Source organism: Arthrobacter sp. FW306-04-A, assembly GCF_044358315.1.
Taxonomy (GTDB): domain Bacteria; phylum Actinomycetota; class Actinomycetes; order Actinomycetales; family Micrococcaceae; genus Arthrobacter.
The window spans coordinates 4,055,189-4,071,906 of sequence record NZ_CP084559.1 but is presented as its reverse complement, the minus strand read 5'-3'; the positions used below and the strand labels follow the sequence as shown (position 1 = coordinate 4,071,906).

11 protein-coding genes and 3 rRNA genes are annotated in these 16,718 nt (G+C 61.5%); 11 read left to right on the top strand and 3 right to left on the bottom strand.

Going from position 1 to position 16,718, the window contains the following annotated elements:
• Positions 1 to 84: 84 nt before the first annotated feature.
• Entirely contained in the window at positions 85 to 564 is a 480-nt protein-coding gene (locus LFT43_RS19005) for a MarR family winged helix-turn-helix transcriptional regulator (RefSeq protein ID WP_268020097.1), read from the top strand.
• A gap of 64 nt (positions 565 to 628) precedes the next feature.
• The gene (locus tag LFT43_RS19000; protein ID WP_395799495.1) at positions 629 to 1,390 is read left to right on the top strand and encodes an SGNH/GDSL hydrolase family protein; all 762 of its coding nucleotides are present in this window, start codon (positions 629 to 631) and stop codon (positions 1,388 to 1,390) included.
• On the opposite strand, the gene LFT43_RS18995 is transcribed toward LFT43_RS19000, so the two are convergent.
• The 3 genes from LFT43_RS18995 to LFT43_RS18985 form a co-directional block, all read right to left on the bottom strand.
• Positions 1,377 to 2,144 carry an FAD:protein FMN transferase gene (locus LFT43_RS18995; protein ID WP_395799493.1) on the bottom strand — a complete coding sequence of 256 codons (768 nt, stop codon included), beginning with the start codon at positions 2,142 to 2,144 and terminating at the stop codon, positions 1,377 to 1,379. The genes LFT43_RS19000 and LFT43_RS18995 overlap by 14 nt on opposite strands.
• A gap of 61 nt (positions 2,145 to 2,205) precedes the next feature.
• A complete protein-coding gene (locus tag LFT43_RS18990; RefSeq protein ID WP_395799491.1) occupies positions 2,206 to 2,775 on the bottom strand; it encodes an FMN-binding protein in 570 nt (189 codons plus the stop codon).
• Complete coding sequence (locus tag LFT43_RS18985; RefSeq protein WP_395799489.1) at positions 2,772 to 4,148, bottom strand: ferric reductase-like transmembrane domain-containing protein; 1,377 nt, start codon at positions 4,146 to 4,148, stop codon at positions 2,772 to 2,774. Before LFT43_RS18985 ends, LFT43_RS18990 begins: the two co-directional genes overlap by 4 nt.
• Positions 4,149 to 4,710: 562 nt before the next feature.
• On the opposite strand from LFT43_RS18985, the gene rpmB reads away from it, so the two are divergent.
• From rpmB to LFT43_RS18940, 9 genes are all read left to right on the top strand, one after another.
• Entirely contained in the window at positions 4,711 to 4,947 is a 237-nt protein-coding gene (gene rpmB / locus LFT43_RS18980) for a 50S ribosomal protein L28 (protein ID WP_011693744.1), read from the top strand.
• On the top strand, positions 4,947 to 5,114 hold the full coding sequence (gene rpmG / locus LFT43_RS18975) for a 50S ribosomal protein L33 (protein WP_003798558.1): 168 nt from the start codon (positions 4,947 to 4,949) through the stop codon (positions 5,112 to 5,114). The genes rpmB and rpmG overlap by 1 nt, the downstream gene beginning before the upstream one ends.
• 4 nt (positions 5,115 to 5,118) lie before the next feature.
• On the top strand, positions 5,119 to 5,424 hold the full coding sequence (gene rpsN / locus LFT43_RS18970; RefSeq protein WP_268020102.1) for a 30S ribosomal protein S14: 306 nt from the start codon (positions 5,119 to 5,121) through the stop codon (positions 5,422 to 5,424).
• A gap of 636 nt (positions 5,425 to 6,060) precedes the next feature.
• Positions 6,061 to 7,585 (top strand): 16S ribosomal RNA (locus tag LFT43_RS18965).
• Between the two features lie 557 nt (positions 7,586 to 8,142).
• Positions 8,143 to 11,280 (top strand): 23S ribosomal RNA (locus LFT43_RS18960).
• 145 nt (positions 11,281 to 11,425) lie between these two features.
• A 5S ribosomal RNA gene (rrf, locus tag LFT43_RS18955) occupies positions 11,426 to 11,542 on the top strand.
• The 16S, 23S and 5S rRNA genes sit together here, the layout of an rRNA operon.
• Before the next feature lie 490 nt (positions 11,543 to 12,032).
• Entirely contained in the window at positions 12,033 to 12,317 is a 285-nt protein-coding gene (locus LFT43_RS18950) for an HU family DNA-binding protein (RefSeq protein WP_184739845.1), read from the top strand.
• 106 nt (positions 12,318 to 12,423) lie between these two features.
• The gene (locus tag LFT43_RS18945; protein WP_395799484.1) at positions 12,424 to 14,589 is read left to right on the top strand and encodes a cytochrome c oxidase assembly protein; all 2,166 of its coding nucleotides are present in this window, start codon (positions 12,424 to 12,426) and stop codon (positions 14,587 to 14,589) included.
• The gene (locus LFT43_RS18940) at positions 14,589 to 16,562 is read left to right on the top strand and encodes an NHL domain-containing thioredoxin family protein (RefSeq protein ID WP_395799482.1); all 1,974 of its coding nucleotides are present in this window, start codon (positions 14,589 to 14,591) and stop codon (positions 16,560 to 16,562) included. The genes LFT43_RS18945 and LFT43_RS18940 overlap by 1 nt, the downstream gene beginning before the upstream one ends.
• Positions 16,563 to 16,718: the final 156 nt, after the last annotated feature.

Here is a 16,718-nt window from a genome sequence, read left to right as displayed (position 1 = left end):
CATTCGCTTACTTGAAGCTTCAACTAAAACCATAATGGCCTTAAGTTGAAGTGTCAAGCATTAATTTCCTTCTAAGATGAATCCATGACCGAACCGCGCTGGCTCAATGCCGACGAACGCCGTGCCTGGCTGGCCCTCCTGAGTATCAATACCCTGCTGCCCGCAGCCCTGGACACCCAGCTGCAAGCGGCCGGCAAATTGTCGCTGTTCGATTACAACGTGCTCGCCATGCTGTCCGAAGCGGACGGGCGGTTCCTCCCGATGAGTGAGCTCGCGGCACGCACCAGCGCGTCGCTCTCCAGGCTGTCGCACGTCGTCACCAAGCTGCAGAGACGCGGCTGGGTGGAGCGCGAAGCGCACCCGGGCGATGCCCGCGTTACCGTGGCGCACCTGACGGACGCCGGCATGGACACTATCGTGTCCCTCGCTCCGGGGCATGTGGATGCCGTCCGCTCGTTGATGTTGGATGCCATGACCGACGACGACGTCGCGGACCTCGCGCGGATCGGCGAGAAGATCGTGGCGCGGCTGGACGACGATCATTGGATCCTGCGCGAACGCTAGCTGCGAGCCGCTGCGTGATGGTCGCTGCGTGACGGCCGCCCTGCGGTAATGAAAGACTGGCGCCATGGATTTTTCTGCCCGGTATGTGGCGTTGGGAGACTCGTTCACCGAAGGGCTTGGCGACGCCGACCCCTCGCGGCCCAACGGAGTCAGGGGATGGGCGGACCTCGTTGCCCAGCAGCTGGCCCAAAGCAACGACAATTTCGGCTACGCCAACCTGGCAATCCGCGGCAAGAAGCTCCGGCAAGTCATGGCAGAACAGGTGGACGCCGCCGTCGCGCTTCAACCGACGCTGGTGACTCTGTACGCCGGGGCGAACGACATCTTCCGCCCCAAAGTGGACATCGACAGGCTCATGGCCGACTACGAAGCCGGCATCGAGAAGCTAAGCGCCACCGGTGCCACCCTGCTCCTCTTTACCGGCTTTGACGCCCGCAGTTCCAAGGTTTTCGGCACCATGCGTGGACGCACCGCGATCTACAACGAATTGCTGCGGGAAATCGCCGAAAACCATGGTGCCCTGCTGGTGGACTATTGGCGCTTCAGCGAATACCACGACTGGCACATGTGGGCGCAGGACCGAATGCACATGTCCACTGCTGGCCATATCAACATGGCCAACCGCGTCTTGGCAGTCCTGGAACACGAGGGTTCCTTGGAGGTGCCACCACCTGTCCCTCAACCTCAGCTTGCCAGGGTGGAAGCCTTGCGTGCCAACGCGCGCTGGGCCCGCGAGCACGCCGCCCCATGGGTCGTGCGCCGCGTTACGGGCAAATCGTCGGGCGACGGCTTGAGCCCGAAATACCCGCAACTCACCCGGCCCTAGCAGCGGGATTCCTGAATCCCGGCGTGGCGAGCAGTCCGCCGTCGTTCTTCACGGCAAGCACGTCCACGTCCCAGCGGTCGGTGGCCAGCGCGAGGGTCCGGGCGCCGCCGGCCATGATGGCGGTGGCCAGGACGTCGGCTGTGACGATATCGGCTGCCGCGACGGAAACTTGCCGGAACCCCTCGGCGCGTTCGGTTTGAAGGCCTGCTGACCAAATGTGGTGGCCGCGTTCGGTGGTTCCGGAGGTCGCCAGCGCCCGCTTGCTGCCGAGCGGAAACGCGGCCAGGAGCGTCGTCCGATCCGCCGGGTCAACAATCCCCGCCAGCCACGGCCGCGCGCCGCCCGGTGTCGGCGAACCGTCCACCAGCACATCCCCACCCGCATTGAGGCACCAGTCCGTCAGGCCCAGTGCGAGCAGCGACGTTCCGGCTTCCCGTATCGCATGTCCCTTGACGATCCCCGCCAAGTCCACGACGCCGTCGGGCCGTTCTGCCGTGAACGTACCTTCCGTGAGAGTGCGCCACTCCGAGGCCTCGACATACAGCCGGCGCATGTCCGCTGAGGCGTCCGGGAGGGCCAGCTCGGCCCGGGCCATCGCGCTCGCCTCCGAGTCGGGACGGTAGAGACTGAACGTCCGATCCAGCCGGTTGAACAACTGCTCGACGACGGCGATGGCCGCCTCGAGCTCGTCCACCGCAGCTTGGGGAGCCGTCGCCGGACCAGCGGGGACGGCCAGGCTCACCACGGTACCCATGCTCGTGAACGTGCGGGAACGAAGTCGCGGCTCTTTATTGCCCTGCCGAGGCCCACTAGGCCTAGAGATGGGCTGCATCGAGGGCTGCCTGCAGCGACGTCAAATACGCATCGCTGGTCACGGTGGCGCCGCCGATGGTCTGGACGTTCGCCGACTGTGCGCTGAGGACCTCGGATCGGAGCAGGGGCGCCGCCCTATTGCTGATCTGGACCGACCGTTGCTCATTGTTGGTCAGATGCAGGGCGGTGACATCCGTGATCACGCCGGCCTTGACCGTTATCTGTACCTGTACTGTTCCAAAACGGGTTTGCACCGAGGTTCCCGCGTAGGTGCCGACGGCCTTGGAGGCTGCGCCGGCCTTGGCGCTCGCACCGGTGCTCGAACTGGAGCTGGAACTGGAGCCGGCTGCGGTTCCCGAGGACGATCCGGAAGCGCCGGTCCCGGTGGTTCCGTTCGTCGTCGAGCCCGTGCTGGCGGCGGCGCCGGTCCCGCCCGTGCTGCCGGTCCCGCCCGTGGCGGACGTCGTGACCGCCGAGGCGTTGGAGTCCGTCACGTGTGAACCTGCCTGCCAACCGACCAGGAGGATCGCCGCCGACGCCAGCGCCGCTGATATTCCTGCCCTGAGCCTCACCAGTCGAACCTTTCGTAGTGGAGTTGTTCCTCCCGCACGCCGGCGCTTTTTGCCTCTGCCAGGACGTTGCGGGCCCAAGCGGACGGGCCGCAGATGTAGACATCGGCGTCGGCGATGTCCGGGACGTAGTCCCGCAGCCTGGTGGCACCCGCCGAGGCCGGCAACCATGTGCGCTGAGGATTCTCGGACCTCGGGCCGATTAGGTGGAAGAGCGTGGCACCGCGCTTTCTGCACAAGTCCAGGATCTCGTCGCCGAGGAATAGCTCATCCGCACTGCTGCCGCGCAACAGGACTGTCGCTTGGCCCGGCGAAAAAGGAGTGGACTCCAGAAGCGCCCGGAGAGGCGTGATCCCGATTCCTGCCCCGATCATCACCACGCGTTCCCGGCTTCGGGCTGCCGTACTGAAGACTCCGTACGGACCTTCGATGGACACTTTCGTCCCCGGCCTGAGCGAGGCCAAGCGGGCCGAACCCGCACCCAGATTCCGGACGGTGATACGCAAGCTTCCTTGCCGCGGCAGGAAGCCCGACGACGGTCCGGTCGACGGCGGCGCGACCTGCGGTTCCGCCGACAAGCTGAACGGGTGTGCCTGCCACCACATGCCGGGAGCCAAGAAGCGCCACACGAAGAACCGGCCGCCGCTACCCGACAATTCGTTCAATCGCAGACCGCTCATTTCGACACTGAAGACGCCCGGCGCAAGACGCACCACGCGGCGCACGGTCAGCTGATGCCGGAATGTGGCCATCACGGGCTGGGCGACGCGGAACCAAGCCAACGCCGAACCCGTGGCGATGCATAAGAGCAGCCAGTACCAGCGTTGCCAAGTGCCTTCAGCAAACAGGCCGCCCACACTGAATTGGTGCGGCAATGCCGTTGCCACCGCCAGATACGTGAGCAGATGAACGATGTACCAGAATTCATAGGGAAAGCGGCGCCGTACAGCCACAAGCGAGGTGACAACAACGGCAACGAACAGTGCCATGGATACGAACGCCAGCCACATGTCGGGCACCAGGACCCAGAGCGCAATGGCCTCACTGACGGGGTCCAAACCCTCGGCCATCCCATAGCCAATCGCCAGAAGAAGTCCGTGTGCCAAGAGGAGATAGAGGGCCGGTTTACCCAGTTTCCGATGGAATTCCAGCGCCCTGTCATGCCCGACTGCGCCGTCCACAAAAGGCAATCGCGCCGCGAGCAGAAGCATGAGGAAGACCAGATCCATACCGGCAAGCCCCGCCAGGATCCCGACGGCGGTAACCGCTTGGGTGACATTCCCGACGGATGACGTCCCGCCGTCGGCGAGCCACAAAGCCAGCGCTGCCGCGAGGGAAGCCCACAGCGCTACCGTGAGCATGTCCGTTCGGAACATGCGTCGGCGATGCTGCGCGGCAAACCTTCCCGCTGTGGGATTGCGCCGCGTGGGCGCCGGAGGCTGACCCTGGGGCGTGCCCACACGTTGGCCTGGAGAGGCGAGGAGTTGTGACTTCATGACTCAAGATTGAACTCTCAACCTTTCGTTCTCCTGTGAAGGGACTGGCCGCTACTTATGATTTGAGTGGCCGTATTGTGGGGGACTCTATATACACCCGATTGGCCTTAATTTGCCCTAGACCCTAGACTTATTAGGCGCTAGGTGGCGCGGAGCGTGCGCAATTGCTCCGGTTGGCGGTGACTGTTGGCAACAACGGGACATCCGCGGGCCGGTAGTTAGGGGCTCAAGTTACGTGCATTCCAGTATTCGCCCAGTATCCCGGCCTGTTGTCCGGGAACCCACTACCTTCGCCGCAACGGTGACCATTGACTGATTCCAGTCAGCCGGTCCAGCGTACGGGAACTACCGAAAACGGTGTGGACTGGTTGCGGACGTCGCCTGTCGCACGGGAAGCAGGAACTCTGCTCGCCGTTTCAGATTATTTTTTAGGAGAGTCGTCATGGCAGCACACTGCCAGGTGACCGGAGCCGAGCCGGGCTTTGGACACAGCATTTCGCACTCGCACCGTCGCAACAAGCGTCGGTTCGACCCCAACATCCAGAAGAAGCGCTACTGGGTTCCGTCCCTGCGCCGTAATGTCACCCTGCAGGTCTCTGCACGTGGCATCAAGACCATCGACGTACGTGGCATCGACGTAGTCGTCGCCGCAATCCTGGCACGAGGAGTGAAGCTCTAATGGCAAAGGACAAGGACGTACGTCCGATCATCAAGCTCAAGTCGACCGCGGGCACGGGCTACACCTACGTGACTCGCAAGAACCGTCGTAACGACCCGGACCGTCTGGTCCTGAAGAAGTACGACCCCAAAATCCGCCAGCACGTCGAATTCCGAGAGGAGCGCTAAACACATGGCTAAGAAGTCAATGATCGCTAAGAACGAACAGCGTAAAATCATCGTTGAGCGCTATGCTGCAAAGCGCCTCGAGCTGAAGAAGGCTCTGGTTGATCCCAACTCGACCGACGAAGCCCGCGAAGCTGCTCGCCTCGGCCTGCAGAAGCTGCCCCGCAACGCCTCCCCGGTCCGTCTGCGTAACCGCGACATCATCGACGGCCGCCCGCGCGGTACCTTCCAGAAGTTCGGTATCTCCCGTGTTCGCTTCCGCGACATGGCTCACCGTGGTGAGCTTCCGGGCATCACTAAGTCTTCCTGGTAATCCAGAAGCACTAGAGGGGTCGGCAACCGTTTGGTTGCCGGCCCTTCTTGCGTTTAACTGTTGCTTCCGTTTAAGTGGTGCAGCACACAGGCCCGGATGACGACGCCGACGGCTTCTTTTTGCGCGGAATCGTCCCTTTTGCCGCGGATTGCCGCGGTTTTTGATCCTCTGGGCGTGGATTTGCCTGTGGTCTTCGGGGTGTGTAGAGTAATTCGAGTCGCCGCCGCTGATGCGGAAAAATTGCGACAGACTCCCTTCCAAATGGAAACCAATTTTTTGGTTCGCTTTCTTGCGTTCCGGTGTGGTTTCGGGGGGTCGTGGATGGTGTTTTTGTCCGGCGGTTCCCGGTTTCGGGGGTTGTGCGGAGAGGGCAGGTCTGGTAAGTTTGGGAAGTTGCTCCGGAGCGATCCCGGGCCCTTTGTGGGTGTGGGTGGTGTCGGGTGTGTCTGTTGTTTGAGAACTCAATAGTGTGCCAAGTTTGTTGATACCGATTTATTTTATATGAATTGGTTGTTTTGGCTGGTTCCGTGTCACCTTCGTGGTGCGGGGCTGGTTTTTTACAGCTGGTTTCAAATTTTGTGCAGCCGTTCCGCCGTTATTTCCGGTGGTTGTGGTTGTGTCTGTTTTTGTTTTACTTCAACGGAGAGTTTGATCCTGGCTCAGGATGAACGCTGGCGGCGTGCTTAACACATGCAAGTCGAACGATGATCCCTGGCTTGCCGGGGGGATTAGTGGCGAACGGGTGAGTAACACGTGAGTAACCTGCCCTTGACTCTGGGATAAGCCTGGGAAACTGGGTCTAATACCGGATATGACCGTGCCGCGCATGCGGTGGTGGTGGAAAGCTTTTGCGGTTTTGGATGGACTCGCGGCCTATCAGCTTGTTGGTGGGGTAATGGCCTACCAAGGCGACGACGGGTAGCCGGCCTGAGAGGGTGACCGGCCACACTGGGACTGAGACACGGCCCAGACTCCTACGGGAGGCAGCAGTGGGGAATATTGCACAATGGGCGGAAGCCTGATGCAGCGACGCCGCGTGAGGGATGACGGCCTTCGGGTTGTAAACCTCTTTCAGTAGGGAAGAAGCTTTCGGGTGACGGTACCTGCAGAAGAAGCGCCGGCTAACTACGTGCCAGCAGCCGCGGTAATACGTAGGGCGCAAGCGTTATCCGGAATTATTGGGCGTAAAGAGCTCGTAGGCGGTTTGTCGCGTCTGCTGTGAAAGACCGGGGCTCAACTCCGGTTCTGCAGTGGGTACGGGCAGACTAGAGTGATGTAGGGGAGACTGGAATTCCTGGTGTAGCGGTGAAATGCGCAGATATCAGGAGGAACACCGATGGCGAAGGCAGGTCTCTGGGCATTAACTGACGCTGAGGAGCGAAAGCATGGGGAGCGAACAGGATTAGATACCCTGGTAGTCCATGCCGTAAACGTTGGGCACTAGGTGTGGGGGACATTCCACGTTTTCCGCGCCGTAGCTAACGCATTAAGTGCCCCGCCTGGGGAGTACGGCCGCAAGGCTAAAACTCAAAGGAATTGACGGGGGCCCGCACAAGCGGCGGAGCATGCGGATTAATTCGATGCAACGCGAAGAACCTTACCAAGGCTTGACATGAACCGGTAACGCCTGGAAACAGGTGCCCCGCTTGCGGTCGGTTTACAGGTGGTGCATGGTTGTCGTCAGCTCGTGTCGTGAGATGTTGGGTTAAGTCCCGCAACGAGCGCAACCCTCGTTCCATGTTGCCAGCACGTCGTGGTGGGGACTCATGGGAGACTGCCGGGGTCAACTCGGAGGAAGGTGGGGACGACGTCAAATCATCATGCCCCTTATGTCTTGGGCTTCACGCATGCTACAATGGCCGGTACAAAGGGTTGCGATACTGTGAGGTGGAGCTAATCCCAAAAAGCCGGTCTCAGTTCGGATTGGGGTCTGCAACTCGACCCCATGAAGTCGGAGTCGCTAGTAATCGCAGATCAGCAACGCTGCGGTGAATACGTTCCCGGGCCTTGTACACACCGCCCGTCAAGTCACGAAAGTTGGTAACACCCGAAGCCGGTGGCCTAACCCTTGTGGGGGGAGCCGTCGAAGGTGGGACCGGCGATTGGGACTAAGTCGTAACAAGGTAGCCGTACCGGAAGGTGCGGCTGGATCACCTCCTTTCTAAGGAGCACCATCATCGCCCCTTGTGCTGTCCGCATGGATGGTCCGGGGGTGGGTGGAAGCAAAGCCCATTGCGCAGGCGTCTGTTCTGCGGTGGGTGCTCATGGGTGGAATATCAGCAGATAGCGGCCGGTGGTTTCTTTTCCGCCCTTAGTACGGATGTTCTTCCCTTCGCGGGAGGGGTGTTCTGGAACGGTGCGGGGCGGGGGTCCCGGTTTTCCGTGTTTGGCACACTGTTGGGTCCTGAGGCAACAGGGCCATGGTCCGCGGGCCCTCCTTTGTCGGGGGGTGGTGCGGGGTGTGGGTTTTGGTGTTTCCGGTTTCCTGGCTGCATTTGCCTGTGCGTGGTGGTTGTCCCTTTGCGGGGGTGGCTGGTGCGGGGGGTGTGGTACGGGGTTGTTGTTTGAGAACTACATAGTGGACGCGAGCATCTGACACGGGCAGGCCTTTGTGCTTGTTTGTGTCTACAGCAATTTCTTTTTGATGGACCTGGATCCGGCCGTGCTTCGGCGTGGTTGGTTTCCGTGGTTCTCTCGGAATGTTTTTGATCTTTGTGTGGTCAAGTTTTTAAGGGCACACGGTGGATGCCTTGGCATTAGGAGCCGAAGAAGGACGTAGGAATCTGCGATAAGCCTGGGGGAGTCGATAACCGGACGTTGATCCCAGGATGTCCGAATGGGGAAACCCCGCCAGGCGCGTTTGCGTGGCCTGGTGACCCGCATCTGAACACATAGGGTGCGTGGGGGGAACGCGGGGAAGTGAAACATCTCAGTACCCGCAGGAAGAGAAAACAAGAGTGATTCCGTTAGTAGTGGCGAGCGAACGCGGATGAGGCTAAACCGTTCCATGTGTGATAGCCGGCGGGCGTTGCATGGGCGGGGTTGTGGGACTTTCCGTACTGGTTCTGCCGGACCGGTGGGGTGAGAGCATGGACATAGGTGAACGGTCTTGAAAGGCCGGCCGTAGAGGGTGGGAGCCCCGTAACCGTAATGTTGTGTGCCGCCTGGAGAGGATCCCAAGTAGCACGGGGCCCGAGAAACCCCGTGCGAATCTGTCAGGACCACCTGATAAGCCTAAATACTTCCTAATGACCGATAGCGGACCAGTACCGTGAGGGAAAGGTGAAAAGTACCCCGGGAGGGGAGTGAAACAGTACCTGAAACCGTGTGCTTACAATCCGTCGGAGCAGCCTTAGTAGTTGTGACGGCGTGCCTTTTGAAGAATGAGCCTGCGAGTTAGTGTTACGTCGCGAGGTTAACCCGTGTGGGGTAGCCGTAGCGAAAGCGAGTCTGAACAGGGCGAGTGTAGTGGCGTGATCTAGACCCGAAGCGGAGTGATCTACCCATGGCCAGGTTGAAGCGACGGTAAGACGTCGTGGAGGACCGAACCCACTTCAGTTGAAAATGGAGGGGATGAGCTGTGGGTAGGGGTGAAAGGCCAATCAAACTCCGTGATAGCTGGTTCTCCCCGAAATGCATTTAGGTGCAGCGTTGCGTGTTTCTTGCCGGAGGTAGAGCTACTGGATGGCCGATGGGCCCTACAAGGTTACTGACGTCAGCCAAACTCCGAATGCCGGTAAGTGAGAGCGCAGCAGTGAGACTGTGGGGGATAAGCTTCATAGTCGAGAGGGAAACAGCCCAGACCACCAACTAAGGCCCCTAAGCGTGTGCTAAGTGGGAAAGGATGTGGAGTTGCGAAGACAACCAGGAGGTTGGCTTAGAAGCAGCCATCCTTGAAAGAGTGCGTAATAGCTCACTGGTCAAGTGATTCCGCGCCGACAATGTAGCGGGGCTCAAGTACACCGCCGAAGTTGTGGATTTCAGATAGTAGACAAGCCTTCGTGGTTCAGTCGTCTGGAGTGGTAGGGGAGCGTCGTGTGGGCGGTGAAGTCGCGGTGTAAACCAGCGGTGGAGCCTACACGAGTGAGAATGCAGGCATGAGTAGCGAAAGACGGGTGAGAAACCCGTCCGCCGAATGATCAAGGGTTCCAGGGTCAAGCTAATCTGCCCTGGGTAAGTCGGGACCTAAGGCGAGGCCGACAGGCGTAGTCGATGGACAACGGGTTGATATTCCCGTACCGGCGAAGGACCGCCCATGCCAAGCGGGGGATACTAACCGCCCGGAGCCTGCCCAAGCACCCTTGTGGTGTGCGGGTTTTGGCCGAGCGCGGGACCTGATCCCGGGAGGTAAGCGTATTAACAGGTGTGACGCAGGAAGGTAGCCGGGCCGGGCGATGGTTGCCCCGGTCTAAGGATGTAGGGTCAGCGATAGGCAAATCCGTCGCTGTGTCTTTGATGACGTTCCTGAGATCTGACGGGACCCCCGCGAGGGGGGATCCGGTGATCCTATGCTGCCTAGAAAAGCATCGACGCGAGGTCCCAGCCGCCCGTACCCCAAACCGACACAGGTGATCAGGTAGAGAATACCAAGGCGATCGAGAGAATTATGGTTAAGGAACTCGGCAAAATGCCCCCGTAACTTCGGGAGAAGGGGGGCCCCAACCTTGAACACCACTTGCTGGTGGGAGGGGATCGGGGCCGCAGAGACCAGGGGGAAGCGACTGTTTACTAAAAACACAGGTCCGTGCGAAGTCGCAAGACGATGTATACGGACTGACTCCTGCCCGGTGCTGGAAGGTTAAGAGGACCGGTTAGCCGCAAGGCGAAGCTGAGAATTCAAGCCCCAGTAAACGGCGGTGGTAACTATAACCATCCTAAGGTAGCGAAATTCCTTGTCGGGTAAGTTCCGACCTGCACGAATGGAGTAACGACTTCCCCGCTGTCTCAACCATAAACTCGGCGAAATTGCAGTACGAGTAAAGATGCTCGTTACGCGCAGCAGGACGGAAAGACCCCGAGACCTTTACTATAGTTTGGTATTGGTGTTCGGAGTGGCTTGTGTAGGATAGGTGGGAGACGTTGAAGCCCGGACGCCAGTTCGGGTGGAGTCATCGTTGAAATACCACTCTGGTCACTTTGGACATCTAACTTCGGCCCGTGATCCGGGTCAGGGACAGTGCCTGATGGGTAGTTTAACTGGGGCGGTTGCCTCCTAAAAAGTAACGGAGGCGCCCAAAGGTTCCCTCAGCCTGGTTGGCAATCAGGTGTCGAGTGTAAGTGCACAAGGGAGCTTGACTGTGAGAGAGACATCTCAAGCAGGGACGAAAGTCGGGACTAGTGATCCGGCGGTACATTGTGGAATGGCCGTCGCTCAACGGATAAAAGGTACCTCGGGGATAACAGGCTGATCTTGCCCAAGAGTCCATATCGACGGCATGGTTTGGCACCTCGATGTCGGCTCGTCGCATCCTGGGGCTGGAGTAGGTCCCAAGGGTTGGGCTGTTCGCCCATTAAAGCGGTACGCGAGCTGGGTTTAGAACGTCGTGAGACAGTTCGGTCCCTATCCGCTGCGCGCGCAGGAAATTTGAGAAGGGCTGTCCTTAGTACGAGAGGACCGGGACGGACGAACCTCTGGTGTGTCAGTTGTACTGCCAAGTGCACCGCTGATTAGCTACGTTCGGATGGGATAACCGCTGAAAGCATCTAAGCGGGAAGCTCGCTTCAAGATGAGATTTCCATGCACCTCGTGTGTGAGAGGCCCCCAGCCAGACCACTGGGTTGATAGGCCGGATGTGGAAGACAGGACCAAAGACTGTTGAAGCTGACCGGTACTAATAGGCCGACAACTTACACCACACAAACACCAGCTGCTTGCGTCCACTATGTGGTTCCCGAACAACAAACCCATGTTGTCCCAGGAACCGACACAACTGAATAACAACACCACAATGTTGTAACCAGTCTTCCCACCCCGCACCCGTGCGGGGACGGGCAACAGGGTTACGGCGGTCATAGCGTGGGGGAAACGCCCGGTCCCATTCCGAACCCGGAAGCTAAGACCCACAGCGCCGATGGTACTGCACCCGGGAGGGTGTGGGAGAGTAGGACACCGCCGGACAACCATTCAGGTCGAGACCCCCCAACCACACGGTCGGGGGGTCTCCCGCATTTAAACACCCACACCACCGGACCCCCCTCACATCAACGCCGGAAACCCCGCACCCTCCTTCACATACGCACCGGTCACCACCAACGCTCCTTCACATCAACGCCGGAAGCCCCGGACCCTCCTTCACATACGGGCGGGCCCCTGCACCGAGCGGCACCCCCGCCCCCAAAACCGCAGGAGGGACCGGCCGGAAGGCCCCAAAACCGCAGGAGGGACCGGCCGGAAGGCGCCAAAAGTGAGCGAGCGTCGGGGGTCGGGGAGTTCGCCCGCGGCGGAATTGCCCCCCAAAAGCGCCCGAAATCGGGTGAATTTGGTCAAAAAAGCGCGGAAACACGCGGAATTTGCTGGCCTCGTCCCTCCAAGCTGGTAAGTTTTCGAACAGTGGCTCGCGCGCATGCCGTGTGTGAGCTCCAAAATCGTAAAGTCCAGGAGGACACAAATGGCTAAGAACCGTAGCGAACTGGTTTCCGAGGTAGCTGGCAAGGCTGGCACCAGCCAGGCCGCAGTCAACTCCGTGCTCGATGCACTGTTCGAAGTTTTCGAGACTTCCGTCGCCGCTGGCGAAAAGATCACCATTCCGGGCTGGCTCGCAATCGAGCGCACCGACCGCGCAGCCCGCACGGGCCGCAACCCGCAGACCGGCGAGACCATCCAGATTGCCGCTGGCCACAGCGTCAAGCTGACCGCTGGCTCCAAGCTGAAGGCAGCTGTCGCCAAGAAGTAAGACACTTCGGCGAACGCCTCGGAAAGGCGGCAACCTCCGGGTTGCCGCCTTTCTGCTTTAACCCGGTCGATTCGCCGCGCCGCCTACGTTAGCGGACAATGGATAGGTGCCATCTGCCAAAACTCCCGCCACCGCCCCTTCACCCGCGTCCAAGCCGGGAACCAAGGCCGGCGCTGCCGTGGAAGGGATCGGGTTGCCGTGGCAGTTGGCCGGCTTCGCTGCCCTCTTTCTGGCCCTCGCGGCCGCACTGATCTTCTCCGGCGCCGCGGCCGGCCGGCAGGTCTCTGATCCCGGCGCGCTCGTCCGCTGGGGACTGCCGGTGGCCAAAGCCGTCCACAACGTGTCCTTGGCGACCGTGATCGGCGGGCTGATCTTCGCCATCGGCATCCTTCCCAAACACGCGTCCCGAGCTAAAGGCGACGACGCCGCTGAGCACCCCGCGTTCACCCGTGCCTTGGCCGTCGCAGCAGCGGCGGGAGCCGCATGGACGCTTTCCGCCGTCGCGGTCCTTGTCCTCACGTACGCCGACGTCGCCGGCCAGAGCCTTTCCAGCACCCCGGAATTCACCGCCTCCCTGGTCTACTTCATGACCGACATCCAGACGGGCCAGGCATGGCTCGCCGTGACCATCATCGCCGCGATTGTCACGACGGCGCTGTTCGGCGTCCGCTCGTTGGCAGGACTCGCGTTGACTCTTGTCTTGGCCTTGGGCGGCTTGGTGCCGAGCGCATTGATCGGGCACTCCGCGAGTTCCAGCGACCACGAAGGCGCCATCAACTCCCTTGGACTCCATTTGGTGGGTGTGTCCACCTGGGTGGGCGGCATCATTATGCTCGCGGTCCTCTCGGGCATTCTGCAGGGCTCCAAGGCGTCGGGTACTAAGGACATCACGGAGCAGACCCTCCGCCGGTTTTCCGCCCTGGCAGGCTTTGCCTTCGTACTGGTCTTCGCCTCGGGGGTTGTCAACGCGAGCATCAGGGTTACCAGCTTCTCAGCCTTGGTAGGTTCCGCCTACGGGCAGATCATCCTTGCGAAGTCCCTCGCCACGGTTGTGCTCGGTGGCATTGGCTTCATGCACCGCCAGTGGGTGATTCCGCAGCTGGGCCGAAAGTCCATGACTACCCGCCGAGTGCTTTGGCAGCTTGTCTTGGTGGAACTGCTGGTGATGGGCGCGACGTCGGGACTCGCCGTCGCGCTGGCCAGTTCGGCGCCGCCGCAGCCCACCACGTACGCACCCGATGCCTCGCCGTCGTTCATCTTGTCCGGCTACGAGTTGCCGCCCGAGCTGACCCCCGCCCGCTGGCTGACGGAATGGCGGCTCGACTGGCTCTGGGTAGCCGTTGCCCTCTTCGGTGCGGTGAGCTACATCCTGGGCGTGGTGAAGGTCCGCCGGCGCGGAGATTCCTGGTCCTGGTTCCGGACCGTCAACTGGATCATCGGCCTGGCCGTGCTGACGTTCATCACGTCCGGACCGCCGTCGGTCTATGGGCGCGTGCTGTTCTCCGCACACATGGTGGACCACATGGCACTCACCATGGTGGCGCCGCTGTTCCTGGTCCTCGGCTCGCCAGTGACTTTGGCGCTGCGTGCACTGCCGTCCCGCGGCGAAGGCTCGCGCGGGGATGGCTCCCGTGGACTTCGTGAGTGGCTGCTGGTGTTTGTGCACTCGAGGTTTTCCCAAGTTGTCACCCACCCCCTGTTTGCCGCCGCGAACTTTGCCGGCTCGATCGTCCTGTTCTACTTCTCGGACGCGTTCGGCTGGGCGATGCGCGAGCACGTGGGCCATGAGCTCATGAACCTGCACTTCTTGCTGACCGGCTACATCTTTGTCCTCACGATGCTCGGCACGGACCCCCTGCCGCGCCGGGCGCCGTACCCCATGAGGCTGCTTCTCCTGCTGGCCACCATGGCCTTCCACGCCTTCTTCGGTGTGTCGATCATGGGTGGTACCGGGCTCCTCGCTGCCGACTACTTCGGCAACCTCGGCCGGACGTGGGGGCTTTCGGCCCTGGCGGACCAGCAGATGGGCGGTGCCGTTGCGTGGGGAATTGGTGAAGTCCCCACGCTGCTGGTGGCGATCGGCGTCGCGGTCATGTGGTCGCGTTCGGACGAGCGTGAGACCAAACGCACCGACCGTGCTGCCGACAGGAATAATGACGCCGATCTCAATGCTTACAACGATATGTTTGCGCGGCTTGCAGACCGCGATGCCAAACTGCCTGACCGGGGCTCCAAGCCCCCCGAAAGCAAATCCAATCTGGAAGGACGCTGATGAGCGATACCGTACGCACCCAACTGCGAGTCCGCGCCTCTGAACTCGTGGGCCGTGGCTGGCTCAACACCGGCGGGAAGTCCCTGGACCTGGAAGCTCTTCGCGGCAAAATCGTGCTGTTGGACTTCTGGACCTTCTGCTGCATCAACTGCCTCCATGTCCTGGACGAGTTGCGTCCGCTTGAGGAGAAATACTCTGACGTTCTGGTGACGGTCGGCGTGCACTCTCCCAAGTTCGAGCACGAAGCCGATCCCGTGGCCCTGGCCTCTGCCGTGGAGCGCTACGAAATCCACCACCCTGTCCTGGACGATCCCGAGCTCGCCACGTGGAAGGCCTACACGGCCCGCGCTTGGCCCACCCTGGTGGTAGTCGATCCCGAGGGCTACATCGTGGCGCACCTCTCCGGTGAGGGCCACGCAGACGGCCTCGCAGTGCTCCTTGAGGAGCTCGTAGCCGAGCACGAAGCCAAGGGGACGCTCCACCGCGGTGACGGTCCGTACGTGGCTCCCGTCCCGACGTCGGGCACCCTGCGCTTCCCCGGCAAGGCGACCCAGCTGGCTAACGGCAACTACCTGGTGGTCGATTCCGGCCACCATCGCCTTGTGGAACTGCGCCCGGACCTTGAGACCGTGGAGCGCGTCATCGGCTCGGGCACCAAGGGCTACCTGGACGGCGCCGCGGAAATCGCCCAGTTCAACGAGCCGCAGGGCGTGGCGGTACTTCCGTCGTCGCTGGCTTGGCAGCTTGGCTACGAAGCAGTGGTCGCGGACACGGTGAACCACCGCCTCCGCGGCGTCACGCTCAGCTCGGGTTATGTCCAGACTGTCGCCGGCAACGGCGTACAGCGCCTACTCGACGCCGGTCCGGCCCGCGTGACGGAATCCGGCGCCGGAGTTTGGGCTGAACACCACGACGCCGGTCCGGCTGATTTCGCGGCCGACGCGATCGACGTCGGGGTGCTGGGTATCGGGACCGGAGTGTCCCTATCCTCGCCGTGGGACGTGGTGTGGAGCGAGAAGCTGCAGCGCGTTGTCATCGCCATGGCCGGCACCCACCAGATCTTCACTTTCGAGCCTTTGAGCGGCGAGGTGTCCATCTTGGCTGGCTCGGGCCTTGAAGGCTTGCTTGACGGTGCTGCCGAGGAGGCCTGGTTCGCCCAGCCTTCCGGGCTGGCCGTGGATGCGGACCACAACATCTGGGTGGCCGACTCCGAGACTTCGGCTCTTCGTCGACTGGTTCTTGGCGAAACCGGTGTAACTGTTGAGTCGGCCGTCGGTAAGGGCCTGTTCGATTTCGGCTTCCGGGACGGCAAAGCCCCCGAGGCGCGCCTGCAGCACCCCTTGGGCGTCACAGTGCTCCCTGATGGTTCCGTGGCCATCGCAGACACCTACAACGGCGCCGTGAGGCGCTACGACCCCGCGACTAAGACGGTGTCCACCTTGGCGAGGGGACTTGCCGAGCCGAGCGACGTCGTCGTGGTCTACCCGGAAAGCGGCGAACCGCTGCTGGTGGTGGTCGAATCCAACAAGCACCAACTGGTTTTGGTCCCCATCCCTAAGGAAGCCCAGCAGGTGGACGAGGGTGCTTCCCAGACGCAGCGGCCAAAGAGCCCGGTGGTACCGGGAAACCTGGAGCTTACCGTGCGCTTCACGGCCCCTACCGGCCAGAAGCTCGACGACCGCTGGGGCGACCCCACGCAGCTGAAGATCTCCTCGACCCCGCCTGAGCTGCTGCTTTCGGGCGGCGGCACATCCGTGGGGCTGCTTCGGACCTTGGAATTGTCCGCGGATGTGCCGGAGGGGATACTCCACATCACGGCCCGCGCGGCCGCGTGTGATGGACCCGAGACTGAGGACGGCGAAATCCCGGACCACGCCGCGTGCCACCTGTACCAGCAAGACTGGGGGATCCCGGTGGTTTTGCAGCCAGACGGCGATTCCGAGTTGGTGCTTGACCTGCGCGGGATGGACTAGGCGGGGTTGACCGGGGCTGGCTGGTTCGCCTAGCAGCGGGGGTGCTGGCAGTTCTGGGGTGCGGAAAGTCGGTGGACCGAGCCTCGACGGTGTCACGCCGAGCAACTTTTTGGCGCCCAGCGTCGGGGACAACCCCGGAAACTCAGGGGTTCGGGA